Annotated in this window: 24 protein-coding genes; 15 read left to right on the forward strand and 9 right to left on the reverse strand. The window is 64.4% G+C overall.

The window, feature by feature from the left end; genetic code table 11:
- Positions 1-37: 37 nt before the first annotated feature.
- Both gfcR and EGD98_RS05455 read right to left on the reverse strand, forming a co-directional pair.
- On the reverse strand, positions 38-679 hold the full coding sequence (gene gfcR, locus EGD98_RS05450; RefSeq protein ID WP_220587336.1) for a transcriptional regulator GfcR: 642 nt from the start codon (positions 677-679) through the stop codon (positions 38-40).
- Positions 680-769: 90 nt separating this feature from the next.
- Positions 770-1,564, reverse strand: a complete 795-nt coding sequence (locus EGD98_RS05455) for a DUF8054 domain-containing protein (protein ID WP_220587337.1) — start codon at positions 1,562-1,564, stop codon at positions 770-772.
- 236 nt (positions 1,565-1,800) lie between these two features.
- Here EGD98_RS05455 and EGD98_RS05460 point away from each other — a divergent pair, with 236 nt between their 5' ends.
- From EGD98_RS05460 to EGD98_RS05505, 10 genes are all read left to right on the forward strand, one after another.
- Entirely contained in the window at positions 1,801-2,877 is a 1,077-nt protein-coding gene (locus EGD98_RS05460) for a TrmB family transcriptional regulator (protein WP_220587338.1), read from the forward strand.
- A gap of 328 nt (positions 2,878-3,205) precedes the next feature.
- A complete protein-coding gene (locus EGD98_RS05465; RefSeq protein ID WP_220587339.1) occupies positions 3,206-4,687 on the forward strand; it encodes a substrate-binding domain-containing protein in 1,482 nt (493 codons plus the stop codon).
- 72 nt (positions 4,688-4,759) lie between these two features.
- Entirely contained in the window at positions 4,760-5,740 is a 981-nt protein-coding gene (locus EGD98_RS05470; protein ID WP_220587340.1) for a carbohydrate ABC transporter permease, read from the forward strand.
- A gap of 1 nt (position 5,741) precedes the next feature.
- Positions 5,742-6,740, forward strand: coding sequence for a carbohydrate ABC transporter permease (locus EGD98_RS05475; RefSeq protein ID WP_220587341.1), 999 nt, complete (start codon positions 5,742-5,744; stop codon positions 6,738-6,740).
- A gap of 2 nt (positions 6,741-6,742) precedes the next feature.
- Positions 6,743-7,939 carry an ABC transporter ATP-binding protein gene (locus tag EGD98_RS05480; protein ID WP_220587342.1) on the forward strand — a complete coding sequence of 399 codons (1,197 nt, stop codon included), beginning with the start codon at positions 6,743-6,745 and terminating at the stop codon, positions 7,937-7,939.
- 2 nt (positions 7,940-7,941) lie between these two features.
- Entirely contained in the window at positions 7,942-8,148 is a 207-nt protein-coding gene (locus EGD98_RS05485) for a DUF8005 family protein (protein ID WP_220587343.1), read from the forward strand.
- A gap of 38 nt (positions 8,149-8,186) precedes the next feature.
- A complete protein-coding gene (locus tag EGD98_RS05490) occupies positions 8,187-9,254 on the forward strand; it encodes a Gfo/Idh/MocA family protein (RefSeq protein WP_220587344.1) in 1,068 nt (355 codons plus the stop codon).
- A gap of 43 nt (positions 9,255-9,297) precedes the next feature.
- On the forward strand, positions 9,298-10,362 hold the full coding sequence (locus EGD98_RS05495) for a glucose 1-dehydrogenase (protein ID WP_220587345.1): 1,065 nt from the start codon (positions 9,298-9,300) through the stop codon (positions 10,360-10,362).
- Between the two features lie 104 nt (positions 10,363-10,466).
- On the forward strand, positions 10,467-11,519 hold the full coding sequence (gene trmB / locus EGD98_RS05500) for an HTH-type sugar sensing transcriptional regulator TrmB (protein ID WP_220587346.1): 1,053 nt from the start codon (positions 10,467-10,469) through the stop codon (positions 11,517-11,519).
- 84 nt (positions 11,520-11,603) lie between these two features.
- A complete protein-coding gene (locus EGD98_RS05505) occupies positions 11,604-12,314 on the forward strand; it encodes a dolichyl-phosphate hexose transferase (RefSeq protein WP_220587347.1) in 711 nt (236 codons plus the stop codon).
- 31 nt (positions 12,315-12,345) lie between these two features.
- Here EGD98_RS05505 and EGD98_RS05510 read toward each other — a convergent pair whose 3' ends face one another.
- From EGD98_RS05510 to EGD98_RS05535, 6 genes are read right to left on the reverse strand one after another with little or no spacing between them, the layout of a single operon-like run.
- The gene (locus EGD98_RS05510; protein ID WP_220587348.1) at positions 12,346-12,885 is read right to left on the reverse strand and encodes a gluconate 2-dehydrogenase subunit 3 family protein; all 540 of its coding nucleotides are present in this window, start codon (positions 12,883-12,885) and stop codon (positions 12,346-12,348) included.
- Positions 12,882-14,894: an ArnT family glycosyltransferase gene (locus tag EGD98_RS05515; protein ID WP_220587349.1), complete on the reverse strand. Its 2,013-nt coding sequence runs from the start codon at positions 14,892-14,894 to the stop codon at positions 12,882-12,884. Before EGD98_RS05515 ends, EGD98_RS05510 begins: the two co-directional genes overlap by 4 nt.
- Entirely contained in the window at positions 14,891-16,024 is a 1,134-nt protein-coding gene (locus EGD98_RS05520; RefSeq protein ID WP_220587350.1) for an ABC transporter ATP-binding protein, read from the reverse strand. Before EGD98_RS05520 ends, EGD98_RS05515 begins: the two co-directional genes overlap by 4 nt.
- Before the next feature lies 1 nt (position 16,025).
- Positions 16,026-17,639 carry an ABC transporter permease gene (locus tag EGD98_RS05525; RefSeq protein WP_220587351.1) on the reverse strand — a complete coding sequence of 538 codons (1,614 nt, stop codon included), beginning with the start codon at positions 17,637-17,639 and terminating at the stop codon, positions 16,026-16,028.
- Position 17,640: 1 nt separating this feature from the next.
- Positions 17,641-18,792, reverse strand: coding sequence for an extracellular solute-binding protein (locus EGD98_RS05530; RefSeq protein ID WP_220587352.1), 1,152 nt, complete (start codon positions 18,790-18,792; stop codon positions 17,641-17,643).
- Positions 18,793-18,836: 44 nt separating this feature from the next.
- Positions 18,837-20,012 carry an alpha-1 4-glucan-protein synthase gene (locus EGD98_RS05535; RefSeq protein ID WP_220587353.1) on the reverse strand — a complete coding sequence of 392 codons (1,176 nt, stop codon included), beginning with the start codon at positions 20,010-20,012 and terminating at the stop codon, positions 18,837-18,839.
- Between the two features lie 251 nt (positions 20,013-20,263).
- On the opposite strand from EGD98_RS05535, the gene EGD98_RS05540 reads away from it, so the two are divergent.
- From EGD98_RS05540 to EGD98_RS05555, 4 genes are all read left to right on the forward strand, one after another.
- Positions 20,264-21,007, forward strand: coding sequence for a beta-ketoacyl-ACP reductase (locus tag EGD98_RS05540; RefSeq protein WP_220587354.1), 744 nt, complete (start codon positions 20,264-20,266; stop codon positions 21,005-21,007).
- 1 nt (position 21,008) lies between these two features.
- Positions 21,009-22,589, forward strand: coding sequence for an acyl-CoA carboxylase subunit beta (locus EGD98_RS05545; RefSeq protein WP_220587355.1), 1,581 nt, complete (start codon positions 21,009-21,011; stop codon positions 22,587-22,589).
- A complete protein-coding gene (locus tag EGD98_RS05550) occupies positions 22,589-22,915 on the forward strand; it encodes a DUF8022 family protein (protein ID WP_220587356.1) in 327 nt (108 codons plus the stop codon). Before EGD98_RS05545 ends, EGD98_RS05550 begins: the two co-directional genes overlap by 1 nt.
- Before the next feature lie 61 nt (positions 22,916-22,976).
- Positions 22,977-23,867 (forward strand): DUF7847 domain-containing protein, encoded by an 891-nt coding sequence (locus EGD98_RS05555; RefSeq protein ID WP_220587357.1) that lies wholly within the window; start codon positions 22,977-22,979, stop codon positions 23,865-23,867.
- A gap of 47 nt (positions 23,868-23,914) precedes the next feature.
- On the opposite strand, the gene EGD98_RS05560 is transcribed toward EGD98_RS05555, so the two are convergent.
- Positions 23,915-24,097: a DUF7836 family putative zinc-binding protein gene (locus tag EGD98_RS05560; protein WP_220587358.1), complete on the reverse strand. Its 183-nt coding sequence runs from the start codon at positions 24,095-24,097 to the stop codon at positions 23,915-23,917.
- Between the two features lie 118 nt (positions 24,098-24,215).
- On the opposite strand from EGD98_RS05560, the gene EGD98_RS05565 reads away from it, so the two are divergent.
- Positions 24,216-25,310: an ABC transporter substrate-binding protein gene (locus EGD98_RS05565; RefSeq protein ID WP_220587359.1), complete on the forward strand. Its 1,095-nt coding sequence runs from the start codon at positions 24,216-24,218 to the stop codon at positions 25,308-25,310.
- Positions 25,311-25,314 lie beyond the last annotated feature (4 nt).

The following is a 25,314-nucleotide window of genomic DNA, read 5'->3' on the forward strand; positions in this document are numbered from 1 at the left end:
AAATCAGCTACAGACTGCTCGGTCCGCGCGGCGCTCGCTAGCTCGAGGATTCCTCGCTGCCCACCCGGATGACCTGCAACAGCGAGTACACCGGGACGCCGTGGATGTCCTCGATGCCGCGTTTGTCGGCCAGCACGACGCAGGCGACGGGGTTGCCGCCCTGTTGCTGGATGGCCTCGACCGTCTCGGACATCGTGTTGCCGCTGGTGATGGTGTCGTCGACGACGTAGCAGTCCCGGTCGCGAATCTGGGCGAAGTTACGGGAGAACGAGCCATCGGACGTGTCGCTCTCGTCGTCGTCCCACTGGTGTTTCGAGGGGGCGTAGGTCCCGAGGTCGGTGTCCAGTTCCCGCGCGACTGTCGTCGCCAGCGGCGCGCCGGCCTTCTCGATACCGATGGTGAGGTCGACGTCTTCGCCCTGTTTCGAGAGCAGGTCGGCCATCGCACAGCCGATGTGGTGGAGGCGGCTGCTGTCTCGGCCCAGTGCGGACCAGTCGACGTGGATGTCGTGGGGTCCGCTCTTGGGGACCTCCTTCGGTGCCGCGCCGGTGCCGCTGCGCTCGACCAGCCAGCTCGCTGTCTCCCGTGAGACGTTCAGTTCGTCGGCGATTTCACCCTTGGAGAGCCCCCGCTCGGCGAGGTCCGCTGCACTCTCGACGAGGTCGTCGATGTTCTTCATACGTTGACTTCTGTCCGGTGGGGCTTAATAGGCAACGCCTTTGTACCGCGTTCACAGCCGGACAGCCGGGTCCCGTGGCCGGTGGTGTTCTCAGGTCGGTATCGTGAACAGACGCTGTTCGCAGCTCGGACAGACCAGCACGTCCTCCGGTTTGGTCTGGGGGTCGGTGTACCCGCCACAGCAGGAGACGGCCGACGATTCGACCAGCTCCGTCCCGCAGTCGGGACAGCTATCCAGGAACATCCGGAAGGCGCGAGCGCCCGCGAGCCGGACCTGCTGGTCCTCGACCGTCCCGGCAAGCGCCAGGTAGGCCGCGAGCTCCGCGACGACGACGGGCCGAGCGACCAGTCCGCCGTCGACGACGAGCCACTCGCCGTTCTCGTCGACGTGGGTATCGAGTTCGTCCATGGTGGGCACCGTCTCGGCTGCGTCCCGGGCGAGCGCTGCGAGCGGTTCGGCCGCGAGTCGGTCCATCTGGCCGCGCCACTCCCTGTCGACGGCTGCCGTCGGCCGTATCAGGTCGCCGTCCGCCTCGATGGCCCCGGCCGCAGCGAGCTCCTGGAGCACCGCCGTCCCGTCGAGGTCTGTCCCCGTGAGAGAGGCACTCTCGGGGATGTCTCGCTCTGGGCCTTTCCCGAACGGGTCGCCTGGAAGCGGGAGCGTTTCGACGAGTCGCGGCGCGAACTGGGGCGTGTACGGGACCACGTACCCCCGGACTGCAACAGCGGCGACGCCGATGGCAGCCGCCGCCAGGGCCCCGACCCGCCGGTCCCGTCGGTAGAGCCACAGCGCGACCAGTCCGACGAGGCCCAGATTCACCGACGTACAGGGCCAGCACCTGTTCGCCCCGGTGTACTCCGAGCGGCGGATATCGTCCCACTTCATCGGTCGCCACCCGCGCGTCGTGTCTCTCCTCCCGTCGTCCTCATACGGTGACGGTTCATGCGTTAGTATTTTACAACGTGCATTGTTATTGAATTGCACGGATTACCCACGCGACGACTGTCTGTGGCGTACCGAAGTATGGAAGTATCCACAATCACGTCTGAAAAATAACCGCACGGGGTGTGAAAGATGGAATCAAGAGACAGATATCAACCGACAACCGAGCAGGGACACGAATGGACGACGACGAACTGACCGAGGTACTGGAAGACGCCGGCCTCTCCCCCTATCAGGCGGAGGCCTACGTCGCGTTGCTGGGACTTGGCACGGCCTCTGCGACGGATATCGCGGATGCCTCCGAGGTACCGGACCCGCGGATTTACGACGTGTTGCGGGACCTCGAATCGAAGGGATACATCGAGACCTTCCAGCAGGACTCGCTCACGGCGCGGGCCCACGACCCCCAGGGTGTCCTCGAGAACCTCCGGTCGCAGTCGAGCAAGTATCTCGACGCCGCGTCGGACATCGAGGAGCGGTGGAACGAGCCGGAGATGACCGACCACGAGGTGAGCATCGTCAAACGGTTCGACACGGTGCTCAAGCGGGCCAAAGAACTCATCTCGTCGGCGGAACAGCAGATTCAGCTCGGCGTCGACACCGAGCAGTTCCGCGCGCTCCGGTCGGAACTGGCCGCGGCCCACGACCGGGGCGTCAATATCAAGCTCAGCATCTGTACGACTCCCGACGACGACATCCCCGACGGCGCGGAGATAGAGGGCACCTGCACCGAGGCCCGCCATCGGGATATCCCCTCCCCGTTCCTGGTGCTGGTCGACCGTCGCTGGACCTGCTTTGCGCCCCACCAACAGTCCGTCAACGAGTACGGCGTCCTCGTCAACGACCGCACGCACACCTACCTGTTCCACTGGTTTTTCCTGACCTGTCTCTGGGAGATATGGGAGACGGTGTACACGATTCGGACGCCCGAGACGCCGACGACCTACGTGGACCTGCGCCACGCGGTCCGTGACCTGGAACCGATTCTGGGGAAGGGCGCGACGGTCCAGGCACGTGTCCAGGGGTACGAGACAGAGACCAAAGAGCCGGTCGACCTGACCGGGCGGGTCGTCGACATCGACTACACCGGGAGTTCCATGGGCCGACAGGAGCCAGTGCCGCTGGCCCAGCTGGCGGGCCGTATCACGCTCACTCTCGAAGCCGACGGCGAAGTGTACGACATCGGCGGCTGGGGGGCCGTCCTCGAGACCATCGAAGCCACCGAAATCACGATAACCGACGTCCGATACGACTAGTCGGCCAGCGTCCGGGATTGGGCTGCACTCCCGCCATACCACTTTTCCGACCAGGGCGACGCTCGTCCACCGCCGTTTTGCGAGTCGGTCACGCTGTGTCGCCCGTCTCGCGCGCGAGAAATAAACAGTAATACAGTTCACGCGTTTAAGCGTCCGTCGCCGCCGTGGCGGTCGCAGCGTTCCGGGTCGTTTATATAATGATTGTTGACTTCAATCGGTATTTATCAGTAACAATAGCTGTTGTCCCCTCTCAGAGGAGTTGTTAACAACGACTGTGGTTAATTATGGGCAATAGTTAAGTACTACCCCACGTCAGAACTGAACAGATATGTCGCAGGATGACACACGCGGCGTTCGTTCGTCAGGAGTATCGCGACGGCGGTTCGTTCAGGCTGCCGGAGTATCGGGACTGACGGCCGGGTTGGCCGGCTGTGCAGACCTCATCGGTGGTGGCGGCCGAGGCGGTTCGGGCCGGACAGTAACGTGGGGTTTCGACCCCGTCGCGGTCCAGAACAACGGTGACGCTATCAAGGACGCCCTCTACGAAAACGGGCTCTCGGAGGACATCACGGTCGAGTTCGTCCCACGAGACCAGGACACTGGCGCGGCCCGGTCGAACTACAACCGCCTCCTGAACGCCGGGGAGACCGACCCCGACATGTTCCTGATGGACAACGGCTGGACGAACATCTTCATCCAGCGCGGCCAGCTCCAGAACCTCTCGGAGGCACTCCCCGAGGAACTGGTCAGCGACGTCGCGGACAACTACTTCAGTGCATTCACCGACACGGCACGAGACCCGGGGAGTGGTGACCTCTTCGGCGTGCCGGTGTTCCCGGACTTCCCGACGATGCAGTACCGCAAGGACCTCGTCGAGGAAGCCGGCTACAATCCCGAGGGCGAAAACTGGGCTACGGAGCCCATGACGTGGGAACGGTGGTCGAACATCGCCGAGGATGTCAACGACAACGCCGACACCGACTACGGCTTCACAACCCAGTGGGACATCTACGAGGGGACCGCCTGCTGTACGTTCAACGAGATTATGTCCTCGTGGGGCGGTGCCTACTTCGGCGGCCGCGAGAACCTCTTTGGCCCCATCGGCGACCGCCCGGTCACGGTCAACGAGCCCGAGACCATCAGCGCGCTGAACATGATGCGGAAGTTCGTCCACGACGAGGACGCCGAAGACCAGTTCAGCAGCTACGGTGGCGGCTTTACGCCGACCAACATCCTCGGCTGGATCGAAGAGGCGTCCCGCGCGCCGTTCGCGGAGGGCAACTCCGTCTTCCACCGCAACTGGCCCTACTCGCTCGCACTGACCGGTCGGAACCCGGACAATACGGAGGACCCCGCCCTGGGCGAGAATCTCGGCGCGATGCCGATGCCGTACGCGGTCTCCGAGAGCGACGCCGCCCAGCCCGGCACCGGCGGCACCACGTCGGCCCTCGGTGGCTGGCACATGACCGTCAACCCGAACATCAACAACCAGGAGGACGTCGTCTCGGTCATCCGCGCCGCGATGGAGCCGGAGTTCCAGCTCGAACTGCTGTCCATCCAGGGGTGGCTGCCGCCACGTCCCGAGCTGTTCAACTCCAGCGACGCCCAGAACGTCGACGTCGTGGGCCGCTACATGGACACGCTGCAGGTCGCCGGTAACAACACGATGGCCCGACCCGTGACGGCCGTCTGGAGCGACCAGTCGACGAACATCGCTCAGCAAGCCAACCGCGCCGTCGGTCAGGAGGCCTCCTCGGCCGACGCCATGGCCACGCTCCAGAGCGCGCTCGAAGACACCGAGTCGCAGTAAGCGTCGACAGATTGAAGCGAAAACCAATTAATTAATCATTATGGTAACGACCGCTTACGGAGGGTCACACAGATGAGCACCGAGACGGGACGTGAGTCGCGCCGCTCGGGCGTGCTCGTCGACGCGATGCGCTGGATGGAGAATCTGAGCGACACGCAGTACGCGTATCTGTTGCTCATCCCCGTGTTCGTCCTCCTCGGTGTCGTCGCGCTGTACCCGCTACTCCGAACCTTCGAACTGTCGCTGTACGCGACGTCGCTGGACCTGACCGGCAGGAGTTTCGTCGGCATCGACAACTACGTCCAGCTGTTCACCGGTGGGAAGAACCGCTTCCTGCCCGGCGGAACGACGTTTATCCCGTCGTCGCTGTCGCTGAACGCCCTGCTCAACAGTGCGCTCGTCGTGACGATTATCTTTGCCGTGGTGAGTGTCGCCTTCGAGACAGTTATCGGACTCGGGCAAGCGCTCATCCTCGACCAGGATTTCTCCGGACGGAAATGGGTCCGTGCGGCTATCATCATCCCGTGGGCGGTGCCAATCGTCATCCAGGGGATGGTTTTCTTCCTGATGTTCAACTCGAACGTCGGGTTCGCGACGGCCCCACTCGCAGACCTCGGATTGCTGGCACCGACGAACACGCTGAACGACACCGCGAGCGCGACGTTCATCATCATCGTCGCCGACATCTGGAAGACCTCGGCCTTTATGGCACTGCTCATCCTCGCCGGGCTCCAGAGCATCGACCGCGGGCTCTACGACGTGGCGAAGGTCGCGGGCGCGAGCAAGTGGCAGCAGTTCAAGCTCATCACGTTCCCGCTCATCCTGCCGACCATCGGCGTCGCCGTACTCTTCCGCTCCGTGCAGGCGATGCGGGTCTACGGTATCATCGACACCGTGTCGAGCTGTTCGGTCGTCCCGTCGCTGTCCTGTATGGTCGTGGCGACGTTCAACACCCGCGAAGGGACCGCTGCGGCAATCGCTTTCGTCACGGCAGCCATCATCGGCGTCGCCGTGATGGGACTCATCGCCTGGCAAGGGGAGGACGCGATCTAACATGGCTACCACAACAGACGACGACAACAGTAGCGAGGGACCACTGGCACGGTGGACGCAGTCGGCCATCCAGAACCCGGAGAAGGTGTACCGAGCGCTGTTCTACGTCGCGATGGTATTCTTCCTCGTGACGACGCTGTTCCCGTTCTACTGGCTGCTCGTACTGGCGGTGACACCCTCGGGCCGCCTGCTCTCCGGGAGCTTCCTGCCGAGCGTCGACCTCTTCGGCGTCAGCGCGACGTTCCCGCTGCCGGTCCCGAAGGGGTTCAACCCGGAGGCCTTTATCACCGTCTTCGAGCAGGTCCCGTTCCACCTGTACATGCTGAACAGCTTCGCGCTGGCTGTGACGACGACGGTCATCGTCATCGTCGTGGCGAGTCTCGCGGGGTATGTCTTCGGCCGACTGCGCTTCCCCGGGCGGGCGTTCCTGATGCTCGGGATTCTGGCTGTCAGCTACTTCCCGCCCGCGGCCTTCGTCATCCCGCTGTTCCAGGCCTTCGCCGGGAACGCGCCGATAACGCTGCCCTTTACCGAGATTCCGCTGTTCACGCCGCCGCGCCTGCTGAACACGCCGGGGTCGATGGTGTTGCCATTTAGCGCGCTGTTCATGCCGCTGTCTATCTTCATCCTCACGACGTTCTACGGCCAGATTCCGGACGGCCTGGAGGACGCCGCTCGCGTCGAGGGGACGACCAGGCTGGGCGCGTTGTTCCGGGTCATCATGCCGCTGTCGGCTCCCGGTGTAGCGACGGCCGCCGTGTTGACCTTCATCGCCGTCTACAACGAGTACTTCTTCAGCTCGATAATGGCGACCTCGACGGAGGCGGCCAGGTGGTCGCCCATCGTCGGCGGTATCCTCAGCTATCAGACCCAGTACACCACCCAGTACAACCTCATGGCGGCCGCGAGCATCATCGGCGTCCTGCCGGTCGTGATACTCGTCATCGTCGCTCAGGAGCGCATCGTCAGCGGACTCACCTCAGGCGCACTCAAGGAATAACAATGGCAAAACTCAAACTCGAAAACGTCACGAAACGCTACGACGACCAGGGAGATGTAGTCACCGCGGTCGACGACATGAACCTCGATATCGACCACGGGGAGTTCATCTGCTTCGTCGGTCCCTCCGGCTGTGGGAAGTCGACCACCATGGAGACCATCGCCGGACTGACCATCCCCACCGAGGGGACGATACACATCGGCGACCGCGACGTCACGAACCTCCCCCCGAAGGACCGCGGCATCGCGATGGTGTTCCAGAACATCGCGCTCTTTCCGCACATGGACGTCTACGACAACATCTCCTTTGGACTGCGGCTCCGGGACTACCCCACCGAGGAGATCGACCGCCGCGTCGAGCGCGCGGCCGACATCGTCCAGCTAGAGGGGATGCTCGGGCGGATGCCCGAGGAGATGTCCGGCGGCCAGCGCCAGCGTGTCGCCATCGCCCGCGCCATCGTTCGCGAACCGGACGTCTTCCTGATGGACGAGCCCCTGGCGAACTTGGACGCCAAGCTCAAGGTCCACATGCGGACCGAACTCCAGCGCCTGCACAAGGAGCTTGACACCACCATCATCTACGTCACCCACGACCAGGAGGAGGCGATGACGCTCTCGGACCGCATCGCCGTCCTCAACAGCGGCAGTCTCCAGCAGATAGCCCCGCCGCTGACCTGTTACAACGAGCCGGACAACCTCTTCGTCGCCGGCTTCATCGGCTCCCCGTCGATGAACTTCGTCGAGGGGACAGTCGAGAACGACCAAATCGAGACGAAGAACTTCTCGATCGCGTTCGACCCGTCGACCGTCGACGGCGTCGGTGTCGGCGACAGCGTGACCATCGGAATCCGGCCGGAGGACATCTACCCGGGTGCGCTGCGCGACGAGGTATCCGACCCCTCCTCGCTCATCGACACCCGGACGGACATCCTCGAACCGATGGGCGACGAGATATTCGCCTACATGCTGCTGGGCCAGGGCGAGACGTCGATGTCACAGGAGCAGGCCACCAACGACCAGCTGCTGATGAGCATCGACCCCGACTCGGACATCGCCGAAGACGAGGATATGCAAGTGGTCATCGACCGGAGCAACGTCCACCTGTTCGACACCGCAACGGGGGAGGCCATCACCCACTCGCTCGAGGCGGCCTGGAACAGCGAGAGCGTGACCGAGGGCGAGGCCGAATCGGACGACTAATCATGGCATCGACACTCGTAGCGACGGTCTACTGGGGCGGGATGGTACTGCTGTTTTTCTTCTGGGCCTACGGTATCGCGTCGTTCGCCCTGGACCTGAAGAACAAGATTATCCCCGGAATCGTCCGATATCGCCGCGGTCGACGGGCCGAGAAAGCTGAAGCGGAACGCGAGCAGGAACGTGACGAGCGCGAACAACAGTTGTACTAACCGGAGTAATATCAGTCTCCGGTTCCTTTCCTAACATAATGAACGAGGAACATTCAATCAAACTGGGCGTTATCGGTCTCGGAAATATCGCCCGACTGCACTGTGACCGCCTTCAGAAGGCTGGCTACGGCGACGTCATCGCTGCCGGACTGGACGTCGACCCAGATGCGCGTGGGCGCTTTGCCGCCCAGTACGACGCGACCGTCTACGAACAACAGGCCGACCTCTATGCGGACGTCGACGCGGTGCTGGTGACGACACCCAACAAGTTCCACGAGGAGTACGTCGTCGGCGCGCTCGAAGCGGGCCTGGACGTGTTCGTGGAGAAACCGCTGGCCCACACCGTCGGTAGCGCCGAGCGAATTGCCGAGGCCGCTCAGGCGGCCGACGGCTTCTGCATGGTCGGATTCCACAACCGCTTTCGGAACCCGGTCCAGGCCCTGCTGGGCTACCGCGACGACGGGACGATGGGCCAGCTCGACCACATCGAAGCCAACTACCTCCGCCGACGCGGCGTCCCCGGCCGCGGGTCGTGGTTCACACGCAAGGCGCTGGCCGGCGGCGGCGCGCTCATCGACATCGGCGTCCACGCTATCGACCTCTCGCTGTTTCTGCTCGACTTTCCGGAGGTGGTCGAGGTCTCCGGCCAGACCCGAGCGACCTTCGGCACCCGCTCGGAGTACGCTTACGTGAATATGTGGGGTGAAGACCACGGCTCGTCGGGGTTCGACGTAGACGACTCGGCCTCTGCATTTATCCGGTGTGCCGACGGCTCCACCATCGCCCTCGAGGTGGCCTGGGCCTCGAACCGCCCTGACAGCCAGGAGTACGTCGTCCGTGGCACCGACGCGGGTGCCAAACTCGACCTGAGTAGCGACGAGATGGAGCTCTACGAGACCGTCTCGACCGGCGTGAACCACCACCGGACGTCCCAGGTCGAGACGGCGGCCGACGACGCCCACGGCATCGAGCTAGAGGAGTTCGTCGAAAGTGCCACGGCCGGTGAACCACCCGGAACCAACACCGTCGAACAGGCCCTGACCGTCCAGCGGGTGCTGGACGCCATCTACCGCTCCAGTGAGGAGGGGCGGGCCATATCTCTGTGACCACCATGGACAATTTTAACCATGCCTCCACGGAGGTTCAGGTATGAAGGCTATCGGTGTCACTCGCGAGGGCGAGGGTGTGGAGCGACTCGACGTAGAGCGCCCGGTTCCGACCGAGGGTGAGGCACTGGTCAGGACGTTACGCGTCGGGGTCGACGGCACCGACCACGAGGTCGTCGCCGGCTCACACGGCGGGTACCCCGAGGATTCGGACCACATGATTCTGGGCCACGAGGCCGTCGGCGTCGTCGAAGACGGCAACGGCTCCGGGCTCGAAGCGGGACAGGTCGTCGTGCCGACCGTCCGGCGGAAACCCAACGGGGAGACAAACGAGTACTTCCGACGCGGCGAGCCCGATATGGCACCCGACGGCGAGTACGTCGAGCGCGGTATCGTCGGCGACCACGGGTTCATGGCGGAGTATTTCACCTCGCCCGCCGACACCCTCGTCCCGATTCCCGAGGCGCTGGCCGAATACGGGATGCTGGTCGAACCCATCTCCATCGCCGAGAAGGCCAACGACCACGCGTTCTCGACCCGGGAGCCCTTCGAGTGGCGGCCCGAATCGGCCTGTGTGCTGGGCAACGGAACCCTGGGCCTGCTGACGCTGTGGATGCTCGGCCGCGACTTCGACCGTACCTACTGTGTCGGCCGTCGGGACCGCCCCGACCCGACTATCGATATCATCGACGAACTCGGTGCGACCTACGTCGACTCCCGCGAGACCAGCGTCGAGGCGCTTCCCGACGCCCACGAGGCCGTCGACTACGTCTTCGAGGCGACGGGGTATGCGCCCCACGCCGTCCAGACCGTCCACGCGCTCGCACCCAACGGCGTCGGCGCCCTGCTCGGTATCCCCGGCCCCTGGGAGTTCGAAATCGACGGCGGGACCCTCCACAAGGAGATCGTCCTGCACAACAAGTGTCTCATCGGCACGGTCAACTCCCACGTCAAGCACTTCGAGGCCGCCGTCGACACCCTCGCGGAGATGCCCGACTGGCTACTCGACGACCTCGTGACGACGGTCGTGGGTCCGGAGAACCTCGAGGCGGCCTTCGAGGACGACGACGACCAGATAAAGGGCGTCGTCGAGTTCGACACGCTGTAGAACGACCAATCGGGAAACGTCTGCCGGTTTTTCGATCGCCACCGTATCGGGTACAGACCATGGTGGTCCGAACTTCTTTGTAGCGCTCCGGCCAACCGTCTCGCATGCCAACCGACGAGCTTGAGGCGGCACTCGACGGGGTCATCTCGCGGTTCAACCTCGGCGAGTACGAGATAACCGCGTATCTGGCCGTGCTCCAGCACGGGGAGCTGACCGCCTCGGAGATCGCCGAGCGGACGGACATCCCCCAGCCCAGGGTGTACGACACCGTCCGGAGCCTCGGCGACGTCGGACTCGTCGAACTCAAGGAATCCCGGCCGATGAAGGTCCTCGCCATCGACCCGCGCGAGTCCTTCGGCGACATCCAGAACTCGCTGGACGACCTGGTCGAGGACCTCTCCGCTCGCTACACTGCGCCTGCCCGCGAGCCCGAAGCCGTCTCCCTCGTCAAGTCCAGACCCACTATCTTGCGCTATCTGGAGGACATCATCGACGCCGCCGAGTACGAACTCATGCTCTCGCTGACGCCGTCGCTGCTTTCGCGCTTCGAGAGTACCCTCCGGAGTCGGCGGGAAGCGGGAATCGCCACGGAAATCCTGCTGTCGCCGGCCGCAGACGCCCCCGACCCGGCCGATTTTGACTACGACGCCGTCGCGACCAGGGTGAAGGGACGCCGGGGTATCACGACGCCGGTCGCGGCGGTCGCCGACGGGGACTATTCGATGTACGCGACCCGGGAGTCGGTCCGTGGCGCAGCCGAACGCTACGGCGTCATATTCAACCGCTCGGAGCTGGGATTCCTGGTCTCGGCCTTCCTCAACACCGTCCTCTGGACGACCGCCGACGAGATAGCCAGCGACGATTCGGAGCTTCCCTTCCCGCGGCGCTACGGCACCATCCGGCGGTGTATCTCCGACCTGGCCGACCTCGACGGGGAGTTCTACGCCACTATCGAGGGCCGCGAGGTCGAGTCGGGCGAGAGCTGGGTCGTCGAGGGCCGTGTCGAGGAGGTGTCGTTCGGACCGAACCGCGAGGTGGCGACGCTGGTCGTCATGACCGAGGACGGGCCGGTCGACATCGGCGGCCAGGTCGCAGCCTACGAGGACATCGAAGCCTACGAGATTCGGGTCGGCAGAGACGCCCCGCCGACGGTGTGAGTGGTGCCGGCCCAGATGTCGGCCCACTGACGATAATTTTGGCGAACCTAAAAATACTAAAACCCCCGCGAGAGAGGTAGCGTAATGAGTTCACAGCAGTCCAGCGAGACAGATTCGGCGTTCACGTTCGACGACCTCGCCGTCGTGATGGGCACCTACAACGAGGAAGACGCCATCGCCACTGTCCTCGAAGACATCGACTCGGTCACCGACGGCCGAGCGGAAGTGGTCTGTGTCGACGGCTCCAGCGACCGTACGCCCGAAATCGCCCGCGAGCACGGCGCGACGGTCATCGAGCAGGAGCCACAGGGCTACGGCGTCGCCGTCCGTGCGGCCGTCCTGGCGCCGGAGCGGCCGGTCGTCGTCACCACCGACTGCGACGACACTTACCCGATGGAGCGTCTGCCCGACTTCCTCGCGGAGATAAACGACGGCGCCGACGTCGTCAGCGGCGACCGGCTCTACTACGGGGCCGAGGAGATGCCGGGGCTGAACAAGCTCGGCAACGAGCTGTTCGCGCTGCTTGCCTCAGTCGCGATGGGCAAGCGCGTCCACGACACGACCACCGGGATGCGGGCCTACCGGCGCGGCCTCCTCCACCAGATACGCTGGACCGAGAACACCGGCCTCTCGGCGGAGCTGCTGATGCGGCCGCTGATGCGTGGCTACGACGTGCGCGAACGGCCCATCGAGTACGACGAGCGCAAGGGCGAGACGAAACTGGACCCCTTCGAGGGCGGCGCGGCCATCGCCAAGTCCATCCTGAAAGTCGCGTTCGAAGAGCGGCTTCGATAGGCGGTCGGGCTGGGCGTCGACAGTCGGTCGCTCACCTGCCGTCGGGCGGTTGCTGGTAGCTCTCGGTCCCGCCGGGGTAGCCCTGCGGGTTCTCGATACCGACGAGCTCCCCGCCAGTGGGCGAGCTGTAGAGCCCGTACACCAGTTCGTTGACCAGATAGTAGCGCACGCGCTCCCGGGCTGCGCCGTCAGGAATCGGGTCTGCCTCGGCGACGCCCATCGCCCGGAGCGTCTCGTCCCGCTTCTGTGCCGTCAGGTCGGGAAAGGTGGCGTCTTCCCAGTCCAGCGCGTAGCTGTTCAGCTCCGACAGCGCGTCGATGACGCTGTCGGCGCGGTCCGTATCGGCTCGCAACCGCCGGGACATGTAGCCGTCGACGAACGATTCGACGCCGCTGACCTCGCTCGGGTAGACGGTCGTCGCGACCGCGTGGAGCGTGCGGCGCTGGTGGTCGGTGACGAGCGGCTCGCCATCCTCGTCGTCGGCCCATTCGAGCAGCGCCGCGCCACCGCCGACGGTGATGCCGGCTGCGCCGAGCGCTGTCAACACGTCGCGTCTGTCGAGTTCTCTCATCCTTGTGTCACCCTGGCCTCGAGTGTGATTTCGTCACCGTGGCTTCTGGGAACGTAGGCGGCCTGCCCGCCACAGAGCCGTTCGGACCAGCACACCTCCATCCGTGGTGTCAGCGCCCGGACGCCCGTGCCCGTCTCGTTTACCGGAAGGGCCCAGCGGTACTTTACCGCTCTGTCTGCGCCGTAATCGACGAAGGCGACGACCGTCACTGTGCCCCGCTCCGGTGTCGGCACGGCGATGCTCTCCTCGATGGCGTCGCCGCTGAGTCGGCTCCGGTTCGCGTCGGTGTCCAGTCGCAAGGAGAGTTCCGTCACGTCGGGTGTGGTGGTGTACTCGTTCGCGCTGGTGTTTGCCGTCCCGTTGTTGATCTGGACGGTGACCGACTCCGCCGCTTCGGGTACCGTGGCAGTTATCTCCGTCGTGACCGAGTCGCCGCTCGTCACCCGAACCCGCTGGAGCCGCGGCTCGACCGACTGGTCCAGGAACGGCGCCCACTGACCCCGGTAGACGTAGCGGTAGTAGGTCCGGTCGGGATAGCTGTCGACGACGGCGAACTGCTGGCGCTGCATGGCATACACCGTCTCGCCGTCGAACCCGGGGTCGTTGCGAAGCATCTGGAACGGGTGATTGAGCCAGTTGCCGTAGGTCTGTGGGAGGAAGACGACGGTGTCGTCCAGCTCCCGGCCGTCGAAGGGTTCGTAGGCCTGTTCGTACTGCTGGGTCACGTCGTAGTTCTCTTCGACCGGCGCAGCGACGGCGGCGACGGCGACACTGCCAGCCACGGCCGCGCCAACGAGCAACAGTGCGGTCACGGCCGGTCCCGCGCGCTCGGCGCTCACGTGGTCCGGGAGCGTCTCGCGGCCCCACTCGACGGCGGCAAGCAGCCCGACCGCACCGAAGGCGACGACCGGGACGAGCAGGTCGGTGTGGTAGTACGGTCCGAAGAAGGAGACGAGACCGTCCGAGGGGTCCGCGAGTTCACCGAGGATGTTCAGGTTCCCCCAGAAGAGGAGGTTCCCCAGGGGGACGGTGACGGCGATGCCCGCGAGCGCGAGCTGGCGGTCGTCGAACCCGCGCTGTCGGACGGTCCACAGGCCCACCAGCGCGGCGAGTATCCCGAACGGGCCGGCGACGACCCACTCTGTCGCGAACAGCACGAGCACCTCGGCGTTGGCCCGCAGCGACAGCTGTGGCGTGAAGGTCCGCGAGTAGCCCGCAATCTCCCGGTAGCCAAAGCCCAGCCCGTCAAGCGGCGCGAACGCCTGGTAGGGGAAGACGGTCGGGTGGCCGGTCAGCACGGCGTTGTACCCCAGCGTGACCGCGACGCCGACCAGGCCGAACAGCGCGGTCAACCCGACCCGGTCGAGGGCCCCACGCCCCTGTTCGCGGAGCGTCCAGAGCGCGTGCAGGATAAACGGCGTCGCGAACAGCACCGCCGTGTAGGGCCGGGTGAAGAAGGCGATACCGACGGCGAGTCCCGCGAGCGTCGCGGTCCGGCGACTGCCGGTCCGGTCGGCGTGGAGGTACGACGCCCCAAAGGTGAGGTTCCAGAACAGTGCCGGCACGTACGAGAGGAAGATGGAGGCTTCCACGACGAACAGCGGCGACGCGAGCATCAGTATCGTCGCGACGACGCCGGTCCGGGCGTCGAAGGCCTCCCGGACAGTGTGGTAGGTCCCAACCAGCGCACCGGTCGCGATGAGGCCGAGTGCGATACGGTACCCACCCAGCAGCTTGCCGACGGCGAACATCGCCGCTGTCGGTGGCGTGTACTTCGAGTACAGGCCCTGCCCGCTCTCGACGAAGAACCACGGCCGGAACGGCCCGTCGACCGGCGGGCGCAAGAAGAGCTGCCCCTCCAGCAACATCGCTGCCTGCTGGAGGTAGACCGCTTCGTCGTGGTTGCTCGTGTGGTACGGAAAGACGACGTGTGCGAGCGTATAGACGACGACCCCGCCCAGGAGCGCGACGAGCGCCGCCTGCACGCGGGGTCGTCGCAGGCGGTTCATTCGGCGGGATACCAGGCCAGCTCGTGGTCGGCGACCAGGTCGACCTCGACCGGCTGGCCGGCCTCGAACGTCTCGACGTGGTTGTGCATGCAGTGGACCACGTCGCCGCTGTGCAGCTCGACCCGGTAGATGAAGTTGGGGCCGTTGTACTGTCGGTGGACGACGTAGCCGTCGGCTTTCGGCTCGCTGGTCGGCATCGCCTGCAGGTCGTCGGGGCGCACCAGCACGTCTATCATCGCGCCGTCGTAGGCCTCGATTGGGCCGTTGAGCAGTTCGAGACCGAAACTGCCCAGCCCGGTCTCGAGCCTGTCGGTGACGCGGGCCGAGAGGAAACTCGCCTGCCCGAGGAAGCTCGCGACGAAGCGACTCTCCGGGTTCTCGAACACCTCGCCGGGGTTGCCCACCTGGGCGATGTCGCCGTCGTTCATGATGGCGACGCGGTCGCTGATGGAGAGGGCCTCCTCCTGGTCGTGGGTCACCGAGATGGCGGTGACGCCGGCCCGCTTGAGGATGCGCCGGACCTCCTCGCGCATCTCGACGCGAAGGCGGACATCGAGGTTCGAGAACGGCTCGTCGAGCAGGAGGACGTCCGGCTCGGGGGCCAGCGACCGGGCCAGCGCGACCCGCTGTTGCTGGCCGCCAGAGAGCTGACTGGGCATCTTTGCCTCGTGGGCCTCCAGGTCGACCAGTTCCAGCAGCTCGGCGACCCTGGCGTCGGTCTCGTCGCTGTCGAGCTCGTCCAGTCCGAAGGCGATGTTCTCGCCGACGGTGAGATGGGGGAAGAGGGCGTAGTCCTGGAAGACGATGCCCACGTCGCGCTCCTCGGGCTTTCTGAACGGGCCGTCCGCGTCGGCGGTCACCGTCTCCCCGGCGATACTGATGGTTCCCGAGGACGGTTCTTCGAGCCCCGCGATCATCCGGAGCGTGGTCGTCTTCCCACAGCCAGAGGGCCCCAGCAGGGTCAGCAGCTCCCCGTCCTTGACCGACAGCGAGAGTTCCTCGACGGCGGTCTCACGGCCGTACTCTTTCGACACACCGTCGATAGAGAGGACGGTCCGTTCGGGGTCGTCGACCGCCGTCTCTACCGTTTCGAACTCGGAAATCCGCTGTGATGGTTTCTGTGTTCCCATATTAGGCCTCCTGTCTGAGGATGATGAGCATCGAGAGTCCCGAGACGCCGACGAGAATCAGCGCCGGGACGGCCGCCTGTCCTTGATATGCTGCTCCGCGGACCAGCCAGATGTACGTTACGATGGTCTCGAAGCCGATAGGCCGTAACATTAGCGTCGCCGGCAGCTCTTTCATCGTCGTCAGGAAGACGAGCGCCGCGCCGGCGGCGATACCGGGCGCGACCAGCGGCAGGACGACCTTTCGGAACGACGTTATCGGCCCGTAGCCCAGCGAGCGGGCCGCCTCGATGTAGCTGGGGTCGACCTGTAACACCGAGGACTCCGTTGTACCGACGGCCTGGGGGAGAAAACGGACGACGTACGCGAACACGAGGACGAACAGGCTCTGGTAGAGGAACGGGACGAAACGCAGCGCGAGGTAGATGAGCGAGAGCCCGATGACGACGCCGGGGACGGCATAGCCGACGTAGGACACCCGCTCGGGCAGCGAGGAGAGCCGCCCGTCGCCCCGGGCCGAGAGATAGGCGATGGGGAGCGCGACGACGACACAGAGCGCGGCCGCGCCGGCCGCGAGCGTGACCGAGTTCGTGACGTGCTGGGCCTCGAAGACGAACCCCGCGGGCGCCGCTGCCGTCGACCGGACCAGCCAGAGCCCGAGGATGCCGATGGGCAGCGCCAGACAGAGCGTGGCGATGAGGGCACAGAACCCCATCGCCGGTAGTTTCCAGTAGCCCAGTTTGATTTCGCCGGCGCGGCGGTCCCCGCTGGAGACGTACGCGCCGTCGCGGCTGGCACCGATGCGTGACTCGACGGCGAGGATGGCCATCGCCATGACGAGCAGGAGTAGGGAGAGGACGGCGGCGGCGTCTAAGTTTCTGGCCTGCTCCTCGACGAATATCATGCGCGTGAACACGTCGTAGCGCATAATCGCGGGCGTCCCGAAGTCCGAGAGCGTGTACAGCGCCACCAGGAGGGCGCCGGCGGCGATGCCCGGTAGAATCTGGGGGAGCGTGACGCGTTTGAACGCGTCCCAGCGGCTGGCGTTCAGCGTCCGGGCGGCTTCGACGGCCGTCCCGTCGAAGGATATGAGCGACGCTCGCGTCGTCAGGAAGACGTAGGGGTACGTAAACAGCGTCAACACGAGGACTGCCCCTGGGAGCCCGTAGATGGTCGGTAGCGACTCGATTCCCAGCGGCGCGAGCAGGTCCGCCAGTTCCCCACGGGGGCCAAAGGCCGAGACGAACGCAAAGGCGCCGATGTAACTGGGCACCACCAGCGGGAGCGCCGCGGTGACAGTCCAGAACCGTTTGAACGGGAGGTCGGTCTGGACCGTCAGCAGCGCCAGCGGGACGCCGATACACACCGACATGGCGGTGACGGCGGCAACCAGCACGAGCGTGTTGAGAGTGACCGTCGTCGTCGTATCGCTGACGACGAGTTCGACCAGCCGGTCGGTCGGCATCTCGCTGGCCTCGATGAGGACCCAGGCGATTGGCGAGAGCAAGAGCAAGGAGATGGCGGTGACGACGAGTGCAAGGACCGTCGGCTCGTCGGCGTCGCGGTCGGCGACGCTCGCTCGCTCGCGAATCCGGTCCAGACGGTCGCTCGCACCCATCTCAGAGGACGCCGGCGTCGCGCATCAGCTCGACGGTCCCCGAGACGTCCGCGAGTTCGGTGAGGTCGATATCCGGCGGGTTCAGCTCGTCGATGCGCGGGAGGCCGCCGACCGGCGGGACGCCCTCGATCATCGGATAGGCGAACGCGCGGGTCGCGAAGAACTCCTGGGCCTCCGAGGAGAGGACGTGTCGGACGAAGTTACCCGCGAGCTCGCCCTTCTGCGTTCCGTTCAGTATCTCCAGACCGGAGACGTTCACCAGCGCACCGGCGTCGCCCTCGGTGAAGTACAGGTCGAGCGGCGCGTTTTGACGCCCACTGCGGACACGGAGTGAGTAGTAGTGGTTCGCGAACCCGGCCGCGAGCTCGCCGTCCGCGGCGCTGTTGGAAACGGCGAACTCGTTGCCGTACTCGGTGATGCCGTGGTTTTGCATCGATTCCAGCCACGAGCGGGCAGCGTCGTCGGAGCGGTTCAGCCGCATCGCCGTGATAAAGGACTGGAACGCGCCGTAAGTGGGCGCCCACCCCATCGTCCCCTCCAGCACGCCGCTGTTGGGGAACTCGCTGACTTTGTTCGGAATGTCAGACGGGGAGAGCTGGTTCGTGTTGTACGGGATGGCACGGGCGCGGCCAGCGAAGCCGACCCAGCGGCCGTCGCCGTCCTGAAAGCTCCCGGGAACCGCGTTCAGCGCCTCGCTGGGGAGGGACTGGGTCGCACCGGCGTTGGCGACGGCGCCGAGCGAGCCAGCGTCGACGGACATGAACACGTCGGCGCGGGTCGCGTTGTTGTCGTTTTCCTCGATGATGGTGTTGGCGAGACTGCTGGACCCCTCGACGCGCTGGTTGACCGAGAAGCCGTCGTAGGCCTGCTCGAAGAGCTTGAGCAGGTCGAGATAGAGGCCCCCTTCGCCGCCGCCGACGTAGACGGTCAGTTCGCCTTCGAGCGGAGGCAGGTCCTTGATGGAGGTCCCGCCGGGCTGGCCGCGGGATTCGACCAGCGGGCCGGAGCCCCGGAAGTCCGAGAGCGAAACGCCCACCTGGTTGCTGTTGTCGTTGCTGAAGAGGCCGAAACAGCCGGCGAGCGAGCCGGCAGCGGTCGCACCGCCCAGCGCGAGGAAACGTCGTCGGGAGGAACTGGTGTTTGAATCAGTCATGGTTGGTTGAATTTGTTTTAGGTTTGCCTAAATGGTTTGCGTTTTCAGTCGTCGGCGGCTGGCGGTGCCGGCTCGGCCGTTTCTCGGGACGAGGCTTCCAGCGCGGCCAGACAGTCGAGCCAGTCGCGCATGTACTCGCCGCAGTGGTTGAGGAAGGCGCCGTTCTCCCACTCGGAGTAGTCCCCGTCGGCGAGCCGGTCGGCCATCGCCTGGAAGACCTCGCGGTAGGAGTCGGCGTCGTCGCCGACCGCGTCGACCTCTTCCCAGACGTGCTCGTTGAGTTCGAGCCCGTGAACCTCGTTCGTGAGGTCCGAGAACGTCGACCGCGGGGCCTTGTTGTGCTCACACAGCGGGTCGCCGTTGTATATCTTCCCGCCCAGTACGTCGCAGGCGCGTTTGAGGAAGAGTCCAGACCAGATGTCGTCGAAGCGACCCACGTCCCACTCGTTGTCGTCCATCGGGAGCTGGTAGAACGCGGGGACGACCTCCCGGCGGAAGGCCAGATTCATCGAACAGACAGTGAGGTAGTTCCCCTCGGCGGCGACGAAATCGCCGTCGAAGTCAGCCGCGGAGGTGCGGGTCTGGGCCTGGCCCTGCAGGTCGCCGTCCATCAGGATACGCACGGCGTCCAGGTCCGGGACGTTCGTCCACAGTCCCTGTGAGGCGACGACGCGCTCGACCTCGGCGGTGTCGGTCTCGACGGTCTCGTCCATCGCCGCGTAGGGGTAGCCACGTGGGTAGAGCCCGTGGTCGTCCTCGTTCTGGTAGAGGACGTTCACCCAGTGCTCGTCGGACTGGACACGTTCGATTTCGCCCTCGAAGGCGAGGTTATCCATGTGGGTGCCGAAGAAGTCGACGGTCTCGTGGGGCGCGGTGTCGTCGTCGATGAAGACCCCGTAATCGTAGTCCTGGGCCCAGAGATACAGCAGGCCGAAAGAGGTCTGGGCGTGACTCGCTGCGGGAACGAGATGCGAGAACTCGCTGATGCCGTGCTCGTCGTACCACTCGCCGCGAGCGCTCTCGTCGAAGACCGTCCCGTCGACGCCCTCCTCGTCGAGCATCGCCTGCATGGACTCGCTGTCACAGAAGTCCTCGGTGATGAGGACCACGAACAGTCGGTCCAGGTCGAACCCGTGTTCGCGGGCGTTGTCGAAGTATTCGCGCATACACTCGGGGTTCCGTATCGTCGGAACCATGACACAGATGTCCTGGCCTGTCATGGTGTCGAATCTTTAGGCCACCCTAAAGAACGTTCTGTTTTAGGTCGGCCAAATAATTCGGGCGTCCGGTTGAACATCTCAATATATTTCCTACGTGAGTAATTATAGGACGCTCGTCTGTGAAGGGATGGCACGGTGATAATATTCTCGTCTCGGTGTTTACCCTCGTTTAAGGCGAACTATTATCTGGCTGTGCTTTGGGTCACTAGTCGAGCAATGACTACAGGAATCGACGGGGGTCGTCCTACGGGATGAACCTCGAAAACCAGACCTGCGTGGTCACTGGCTCCTCTCGGGGCATCGGTCGCGGCATCGCGACCGACCTCGGCGAGCACGGGGCCAACGTCGTGGTCAACTACCGCTCTTCGGAGGCCGAGGCCCAGGCGGTCGTCGAGGAGATTCGCGAGAGCGGCGGCGACGCCATGGCGGCACAGGCCGACGTGGCCAAGGGTGCGGAGGTACAGGCGATGCGAGAGGAGGTCAACGACGAGTTCGGCAACGTCGACGTCCTCGTCAACAACGCGGGTATCACCATCGACAAGAAGTTCGAGAAGATGACCCGGGAGGACTGGGACACGGTGATGAACGTCAACCTCGGTGGGGTGTTCAACTGCACCGACGCCTTCTACGAGGACCTCAAGCGCGCGGACCACGGGCGTCTCATCAACATCTCCAGTGTCGTGGGCCAGCAGGGGAACATCGGCCAGGCCAACTACGCGACCACCAAGTCGGGCCTGTTCGGGTTCACCCGCACACTCGCACTCGAACTCGCACACACGGGCGCGACAGCCAACTGCGTGGCGCCGGGATTCGTCGAGACGGATATGCTGGAGGAGGTACCCGAGCGCGTTCAGGAGAAGATTCTCCGAAATATCCCGCTTGACCGCTTTGCCACGGTCCAGGACATCGCGGGCATCGTCCGCTTCGTCGCCAGCGAGGAATCGAGCTACATGACCGGCCAGGTGCTCGGCGTCAACGGTGGGATGGAGTGGTAAGATGAGCCAACAGGAAGAAGACGAGACGCCAGATACGGCCGACGACCCGATCGAGGAGCTCCGCGAGAAGCGCCGCGAGGCCGAACTCGGCGGGGGGCAGTCCCGCATCGAGTCCCAGCACGAGAAAGGGAAGATGACGGCCCGCGAGCGCATCGACTTCCTCGTCGACGACGACTCCTTTACCGAGGTCGACCCGTTCGTCGAGCACCGGTCGACGAACTTCGGAATGGAAGACAAGAAGTACCCCGGCGACGCGGTCGTCACCGGTTACGGCGAGGTCGACGGTCGCAAGGTGTTCCTCTTCGCCCACGACTTCACCGTCCTCGGTGGCTCCGTGGGCGAGGTCGTCGCCGACAAGATATGCAAGGTGATGGACAAGGCCATCGAGAACGGCGTCCCCGTCATCGGGCTGAACGACTCCGGCGGGGCCCGCATTCAGGAGGGCGTCGACTCGCTGGTCGGCTTCGCGAAAATCTTCGAGCGCAACACGACAGCCAGTGGACTCATCCCACAGATCTCGGCTATCATGGGGCCCTGTGCCGGCGGGGCGACCTACTCGCCCGCGCTGACGGACTTTACCTTCATGGTGCAGGACACCAGCCACATGTTCATCACCGGGCCGAACGTCATCGAGACGGTCACCGGTGAGCAGGTCTCCAAAGAGGAGCTGGGCGGGGCGAGTTCTCACTCCACGAAGTCGGGCGTCGCGCACTTCTCCTACCCCTCCGAGGAGGAGGCTCTAGAGAACATCCGCCGCCTGCTCTCCTATCTGCCCCAGAACAACATGGAGGACCCCCCGCGGGTCAAGCCGTGGGACGAGCCGGACAGGGAAGTGCCGGAGATCACCGACATCGTCCCCTCGGCGCCACGCAAGCCCTACGATATGTCCAAGGTCGTCGGGCGCATCGTCGACGAGGAGTCGTTCTTCGAGGTGCACAAGAACTGGGCACGCAACGTCATCACTGGCTTCGCCCGGATGGACGGCCAGTCGGTCGGTATCGTCGCCAACCAGCCCCGCGTGAGCGCGGGAACGCTCGACATCGACGCCGCCGAGAAGGGGGCCCGATTCGTCCGCTTCTGTGATTCGTTCAACATCCCGATACTGACCTTCGTGGACGTGCCCGGCTTCATGCCCGGCACCGACCAGGAGCACAACGGTATCATCCGCCGGGGCGCGAAGCTCATCTACGCCTACGCCGAGGCGACGGTCCCGCTGCTCTCGGTCGTCGTCCGCAAAGCGTACGGTGGCGCCTACATCGTCATGTCCTCGAAGTTCCTGGGCAGCGACGTCAACTACGCGTGGCCGGGCTCAGAGATGGCCGTTCTGGGTCCGCGGGGTGCCGTCAACATCCTCTACCGCAACGAAATCGCCGACGCGGACGACCCCGACGCCAAGCGCCAGGAACTGATGGACGACTTCCGCGAGGAGTTCGCCCATCCCTATGGCCCGGCCAAGCGGGGCTACCTCGACGACGTCATCGAACCGAAGGACACGCGCAAGCGGCTCATCGACGACCTGGACCTGCTTTCCCGCAAGCGCGAGGACAGCCCACCGAAAGACCACGGCAACATCCCACTGTAATGTCATCACTGGAAACTCCCGAAGACGGGACCCACTCCGAGGAGGCGGAGACACCGGCCCAGGCGGCCGCCGAGACGACCCTCACGGTGTCGATTCCGGACGACGCGACCGAGGCCGAGGCGGCGGCTATCTCGGCGGCGGTCAGCGCACACATCACCGACCGACAGCGCGCTGCCGCGGCGGCAGCGGCCGCGAGCGACTCGCCCGACTACGTCGACGAGTGGACGATGGCCGGCCGGCTGGCCCGGTTCGGCAAGAAGCGTCGACCCCGCAACGTCGAACGGGGCGAGGAGTGGAAGGCAGCGGCGCGGGCGCGATATCGATAGGCGACCCGGTTTTCGTATTAATTCAACAGTCTTATGGATAATATTTCGAATAACAACAGCCATGGCAACGATTCAGTCGTTGACGGAGTCGTTCGGCGTATTGAAACGTAATCCCGTGGTGTTCGGGGTTGGGCTGCTGTACGCGGTCATCCTCCTCCCGCAGACGGCGCTTTCGCTAATGAATATCCCCCTGGTCCCCCAGGCACTCCAGGCTGTCACCTTCTTCATCACGCCATTCGTCCTCGCCGGACTGCTGGGGATGGTGTACGAGGGGCGAGTCAGGTCTACGGGTATCGGAACGTTCGTCGATATAGGGAAATCCAAGTACCTCTCGCTGCTGGGTGCGAACCTGATTCAGGTCGCCCTCGCCATCATCTTCGGCATCATCTCGTTTTTCGTGTTGCTGCTGGTGGTTTTCGTCCTGGGGATAGGGGTCGCAACCGCGAGTCCAGAGTCCGGATTAGCTGCCTTCGGCATCACATTTGCCGTAGCCGTTGTCGGATTGGTGCTCGTCTTCCTGCTCGTCCAGTTTTTCCTGCAGTTTTTCGCCCCGGCAATCGTCGTCGACAACGTCGGTGTCATGGGGGGCTACCGTCGTAGCGTCGGGCTCGTGAAACGCAATATCGTCCAGACGCTGGGTTTCAGTCTAGTGAATCTCCTGCTGGCTCTGTTGCTCATATCGCCGGGCATCCTCCTCGTCGTGGCCGCGTTCCTCGGTCTGGGTCCCTTTGCCGGCGCCGGTCCCGCTGGGCCAGGAGCCGCCGGTGCCGGCACTGCCGGTGCCAGCGGTATCTCCAGTACGACCGGGCCGGGGGCTGAGACCGGGTTTGGGGTTGCAGTGAAAGGGGGTATTGTCGCGTACTCGTTCCTCACGACGGTTATAATGACACCGTTCCGGACGGCGTTCGCGGTGTCGTTCTACGACAACCACCGGCCATCCCACTGGGATTGAGCCGGAGTATCGCGGTGATTTCCGCTACAACAACCCGTCTGGACAGGCTAGGCGTGGAACTCCCGCAGTAGTTCGAGGTCGCGGGCGGTCTTCATGAACTCCGAGAGCGACCGCTCCGCACCGCAGCCGTCACAGGAAAACTGTGTGTCCGGGCTGGGGAGGTCCGTCGGCGTCGCTTCCCAGTGTTTGGTACAGTCAGGGCAACGGAGCTGAAGCCAGGCCTCCTGCATGTGTCAGTGTGACAATGGGGCGAACATATATTTTGTGTCGGTCTCTCACGAACGTCCATGATTTAGGGTTGCCTAAACATGGGAAGTTTTTTGAGCATTAGGTGAGCCTAAACCAGACATGCAACGTCGCGATTTCGTGAAAGCTGGTACTGTCGCCGCGACAGGCGCGCTCGCTGGCTGTGGCGGACTGTTCTCCGACTCCGACGAACCCGAATACACAGTGAATATGGCTCCGGTCGGGGAGGTCGGTTTCCAGAGCGTTCCCGAGTCCTGGACGACGTACACGCCCGGCTACGCGGAGATGGGTATCGCGCTCGGACAGGCCGACGGTCTCAAGAGCATCGGTTTCAAGCCCCGCTTCTATACGGACTGGTACACTGACTTCGGCGTCGATATCGACAAGGGATCGCTGACACAACTCTACGAGAGCGGCGTCGGCAAGGAGCAGTTCTACAGCATAGACGCCGACGTCCAGATAATCGACCCCAACTGGCTCATCAACAACTTCAAAGGGTGGGAGGAGTCGGACATCGACAACATCGTCGAGGAGACGGGGCCGTTCATCGGTAACGCAATCTTTCGACAGACCGACAAGTGGCACGATTACAAGTACTACTCGATGTACGAGGCCTTCGAGAAGATATCGCAGGTCTTCCAGCAGCAAGACCGGTACGACGCCTTCTCGACCATGCACGAGGAGTACGTCAGAGGCAGTGTCGCCGACAACCTGCCGCCCGAGTCCGAGCGGCCGGCGGCGATGCTCGTCTACGCTGCGAGTAACGAGCCGACAGAGTTCGCCCCCTACCCGCTCAAGACCACTGGGACCGGTGCCAAACATCTCCGTGACCTGGGCGTCAAGGACGCAGTCGAGGGGAACGACGTGGAGGGGCTCAGTTCGACCAACCGGACGAAAATCGACTTCGAAACGATGCTCGAGGTCGACCCGGACGTCATCCTGATAAAGGGCCACGAGACCCAGTCCGCCCAGGAGTTCAGCGACACGGTGGTCACGTATCTGCAGAACGACGACGTCGCCAGCGAGCTGACCGCTGTCCAGAACGGCCGGGTCTACCGTGGGGGCCCGGTGTATCAGGGCCCGCTGTCGAACTTCCTGCTGGTCGAACGCACCGCCAAGAACCTCTATCCGGACAGCTTCTCCGGTGAGCTGTTCGACCGCCAGCGGGTCGCAGACATCATCAGCGGGAACAACTGACCCG

Source organism: Haloarcula salinisoli (assembly GCF_019599405.1).
Lineage (GTDB): Archaea > Halobacteriota > Halobacteria > Halobacteriales > Haloarculaceae > Haloarcula > Haloarcula salinisoli.

Coding starts and splice junctions, on each gene's coding strand:
- EGD98_RS05530 (WP_220587352.1), bottom strand. CDS start 18,792: ATGACTGATTCAAACACCAGTTCCTCCCGACGACGTTTCCTCGCGCTG.
- EGD98_RS05555 (WP_220587357.1), top strand. CDS start 22,977: ATGGCAACGATTCAGTCGTTGACGGAGTCGTTCGGCGTATTGAAACGT.
- EGD98_RS05470 (WP_220587340.1), top strand. CDS start 4,760: ATGAGCACCGAGACGGGACGTGAGTCGCGCCGCTCGGGCGTGCTCGTC.
- EGD98_RS05565 (WP_220587359.1), top strand. CDS start 24,216: ATGCAACGTCGCGATTTCGTGAAAGCTGGTACTGTCGCCGCGACAGGC.
- EGD98_RS05535 (WP_220587353.1), bottom strand. CDS start 20,012: ATGACAGGCCAGGACATCTGTGTCATGGTTCCGACGATACGGAACCCC.
- EGD98_RS05460 (WP_220587338.1), top strand. CDS start 1,801: ATGGACGACGACGAACTGACCGAGGTACTGGAAGACGCCGGCCTCTCC.
- gfcR (WP_220587336.1), bottom strand. CDS start 679: ATGAAGAACATCGACGACCTCGTCGAGAGTGCAGCGGACCTCGCCGAG.
- EGD98_RS05525 (WP_220587351.1), bottom strand. CDS start 17,639: ATGGGTGCGAGCGACCGTCTGGACCGGATTCGCGAGCGAGCGAGCGTC.
- EGD98_RS05495 (WP_220587345.1), top strand. CDS start 9,298: ATGAAGGCTATCGGTGTCACTCGCGAGGGCGAGGGTGTGGAGCGACTC.
- EGD98_RS05490 (WP_220587344.1), top strand. CDS start 8,187: ATGAACGAGGAACATTCAATCAAACTGGGCGTTATCGGTCTCGGAAAT.
- EGD98_RS05550 (WP_220587356.1), top strand. CDS start 22,589: ATGTCATCACTGGAAACTCCCGAAGACGGGACCCACTCCGAGGAGGCG.
- EGD98_RS05475 (WP_220587341.1), top strand. CDS start 5,742: ATGGCTACCACAACAGACGACGACAACAGTAGCGAGGGACCACTGGCA.
- EGD98_RS05520 (WP_220587350.1), bottom strand. CDS start 16,024: ATGGGAACACAGAAACCATCACAGCGGATTTCCGAGTTCGAAACGGTA.
- EGD98_RS05485 (WP_220587343.1), top strand. CDS start 7,942: ATGGCATCGACACTCGTAGCGACGGTCTACTGGGGCGGGATGGTACTG.
- EGD98_RS05560 (WP_220587358.1), bottom strand. CDS start 24,097: ATGCAGGAGGCCTGGCTTCAGCTCCGTTGCCCTGACTGTACCAAACAC.
- trmB (WP_220587346.1), top strand. CDS start 10,467: ATGCCAACCGACGAGCTTGAGGCGGCACTCGACGGGGTCATCTCGCGG.
- EGD98_RS05545 (WP_220587355.1), top strand. CDS start 21,009: ATGAGCCAACAGGAAGAAGACGAGACGCCAGATACGGCCGACGACCCG.
- EGD98_RS05505 (WP_220587347.1), top strand. CDS start 11,604: ATGAGTTCACAGCAGTCCAGCGAGACAGATTCGGCGTTCACGTTCGAC.
- EGD98_RS05515 (WP_220587349.1), bottom strand. CDS start 14,894: ATGAACCGCCTGCGACGACCCCGCGTGCAGGCGGCGCTCGTCGCGCTC.
- EGD98_RS05540 (WP_220587354.1), top strand. CDS start 20,264: ATGAACCTCGAAAACCAGACCTGCGTGGTCACTGGCTCCTCTCGGGGC.
- EGD98_RS05465 (WP_220587339.1), top strand. CDS start 3,206: ATGTCGCAGGATGACACACGCGGCGTTCGTTCGTCAGGAGTATCGCGA.
- EGD98_RS05510 (WP_220587348.1), bottom strand. CDS start 12,885: ATGAGAGAACTCGACAGACGCGACGTGTTGACAGCGCTCGGCGCAGCC.
- EGD98_RS05480 (WP_220587342.1), top strand. CDS start 6,743: ATGGCAAAACTCAAACTCGAAAACGTCACGAAACGCTACGACGACCAG.
- EGD98_RS05455 (WP_220587337.1), bottom strand. CDS start 1,564: ATGAAGTGGGACGATATCCGCCGCTCGGAGTACACCGGGGCGAACAGG.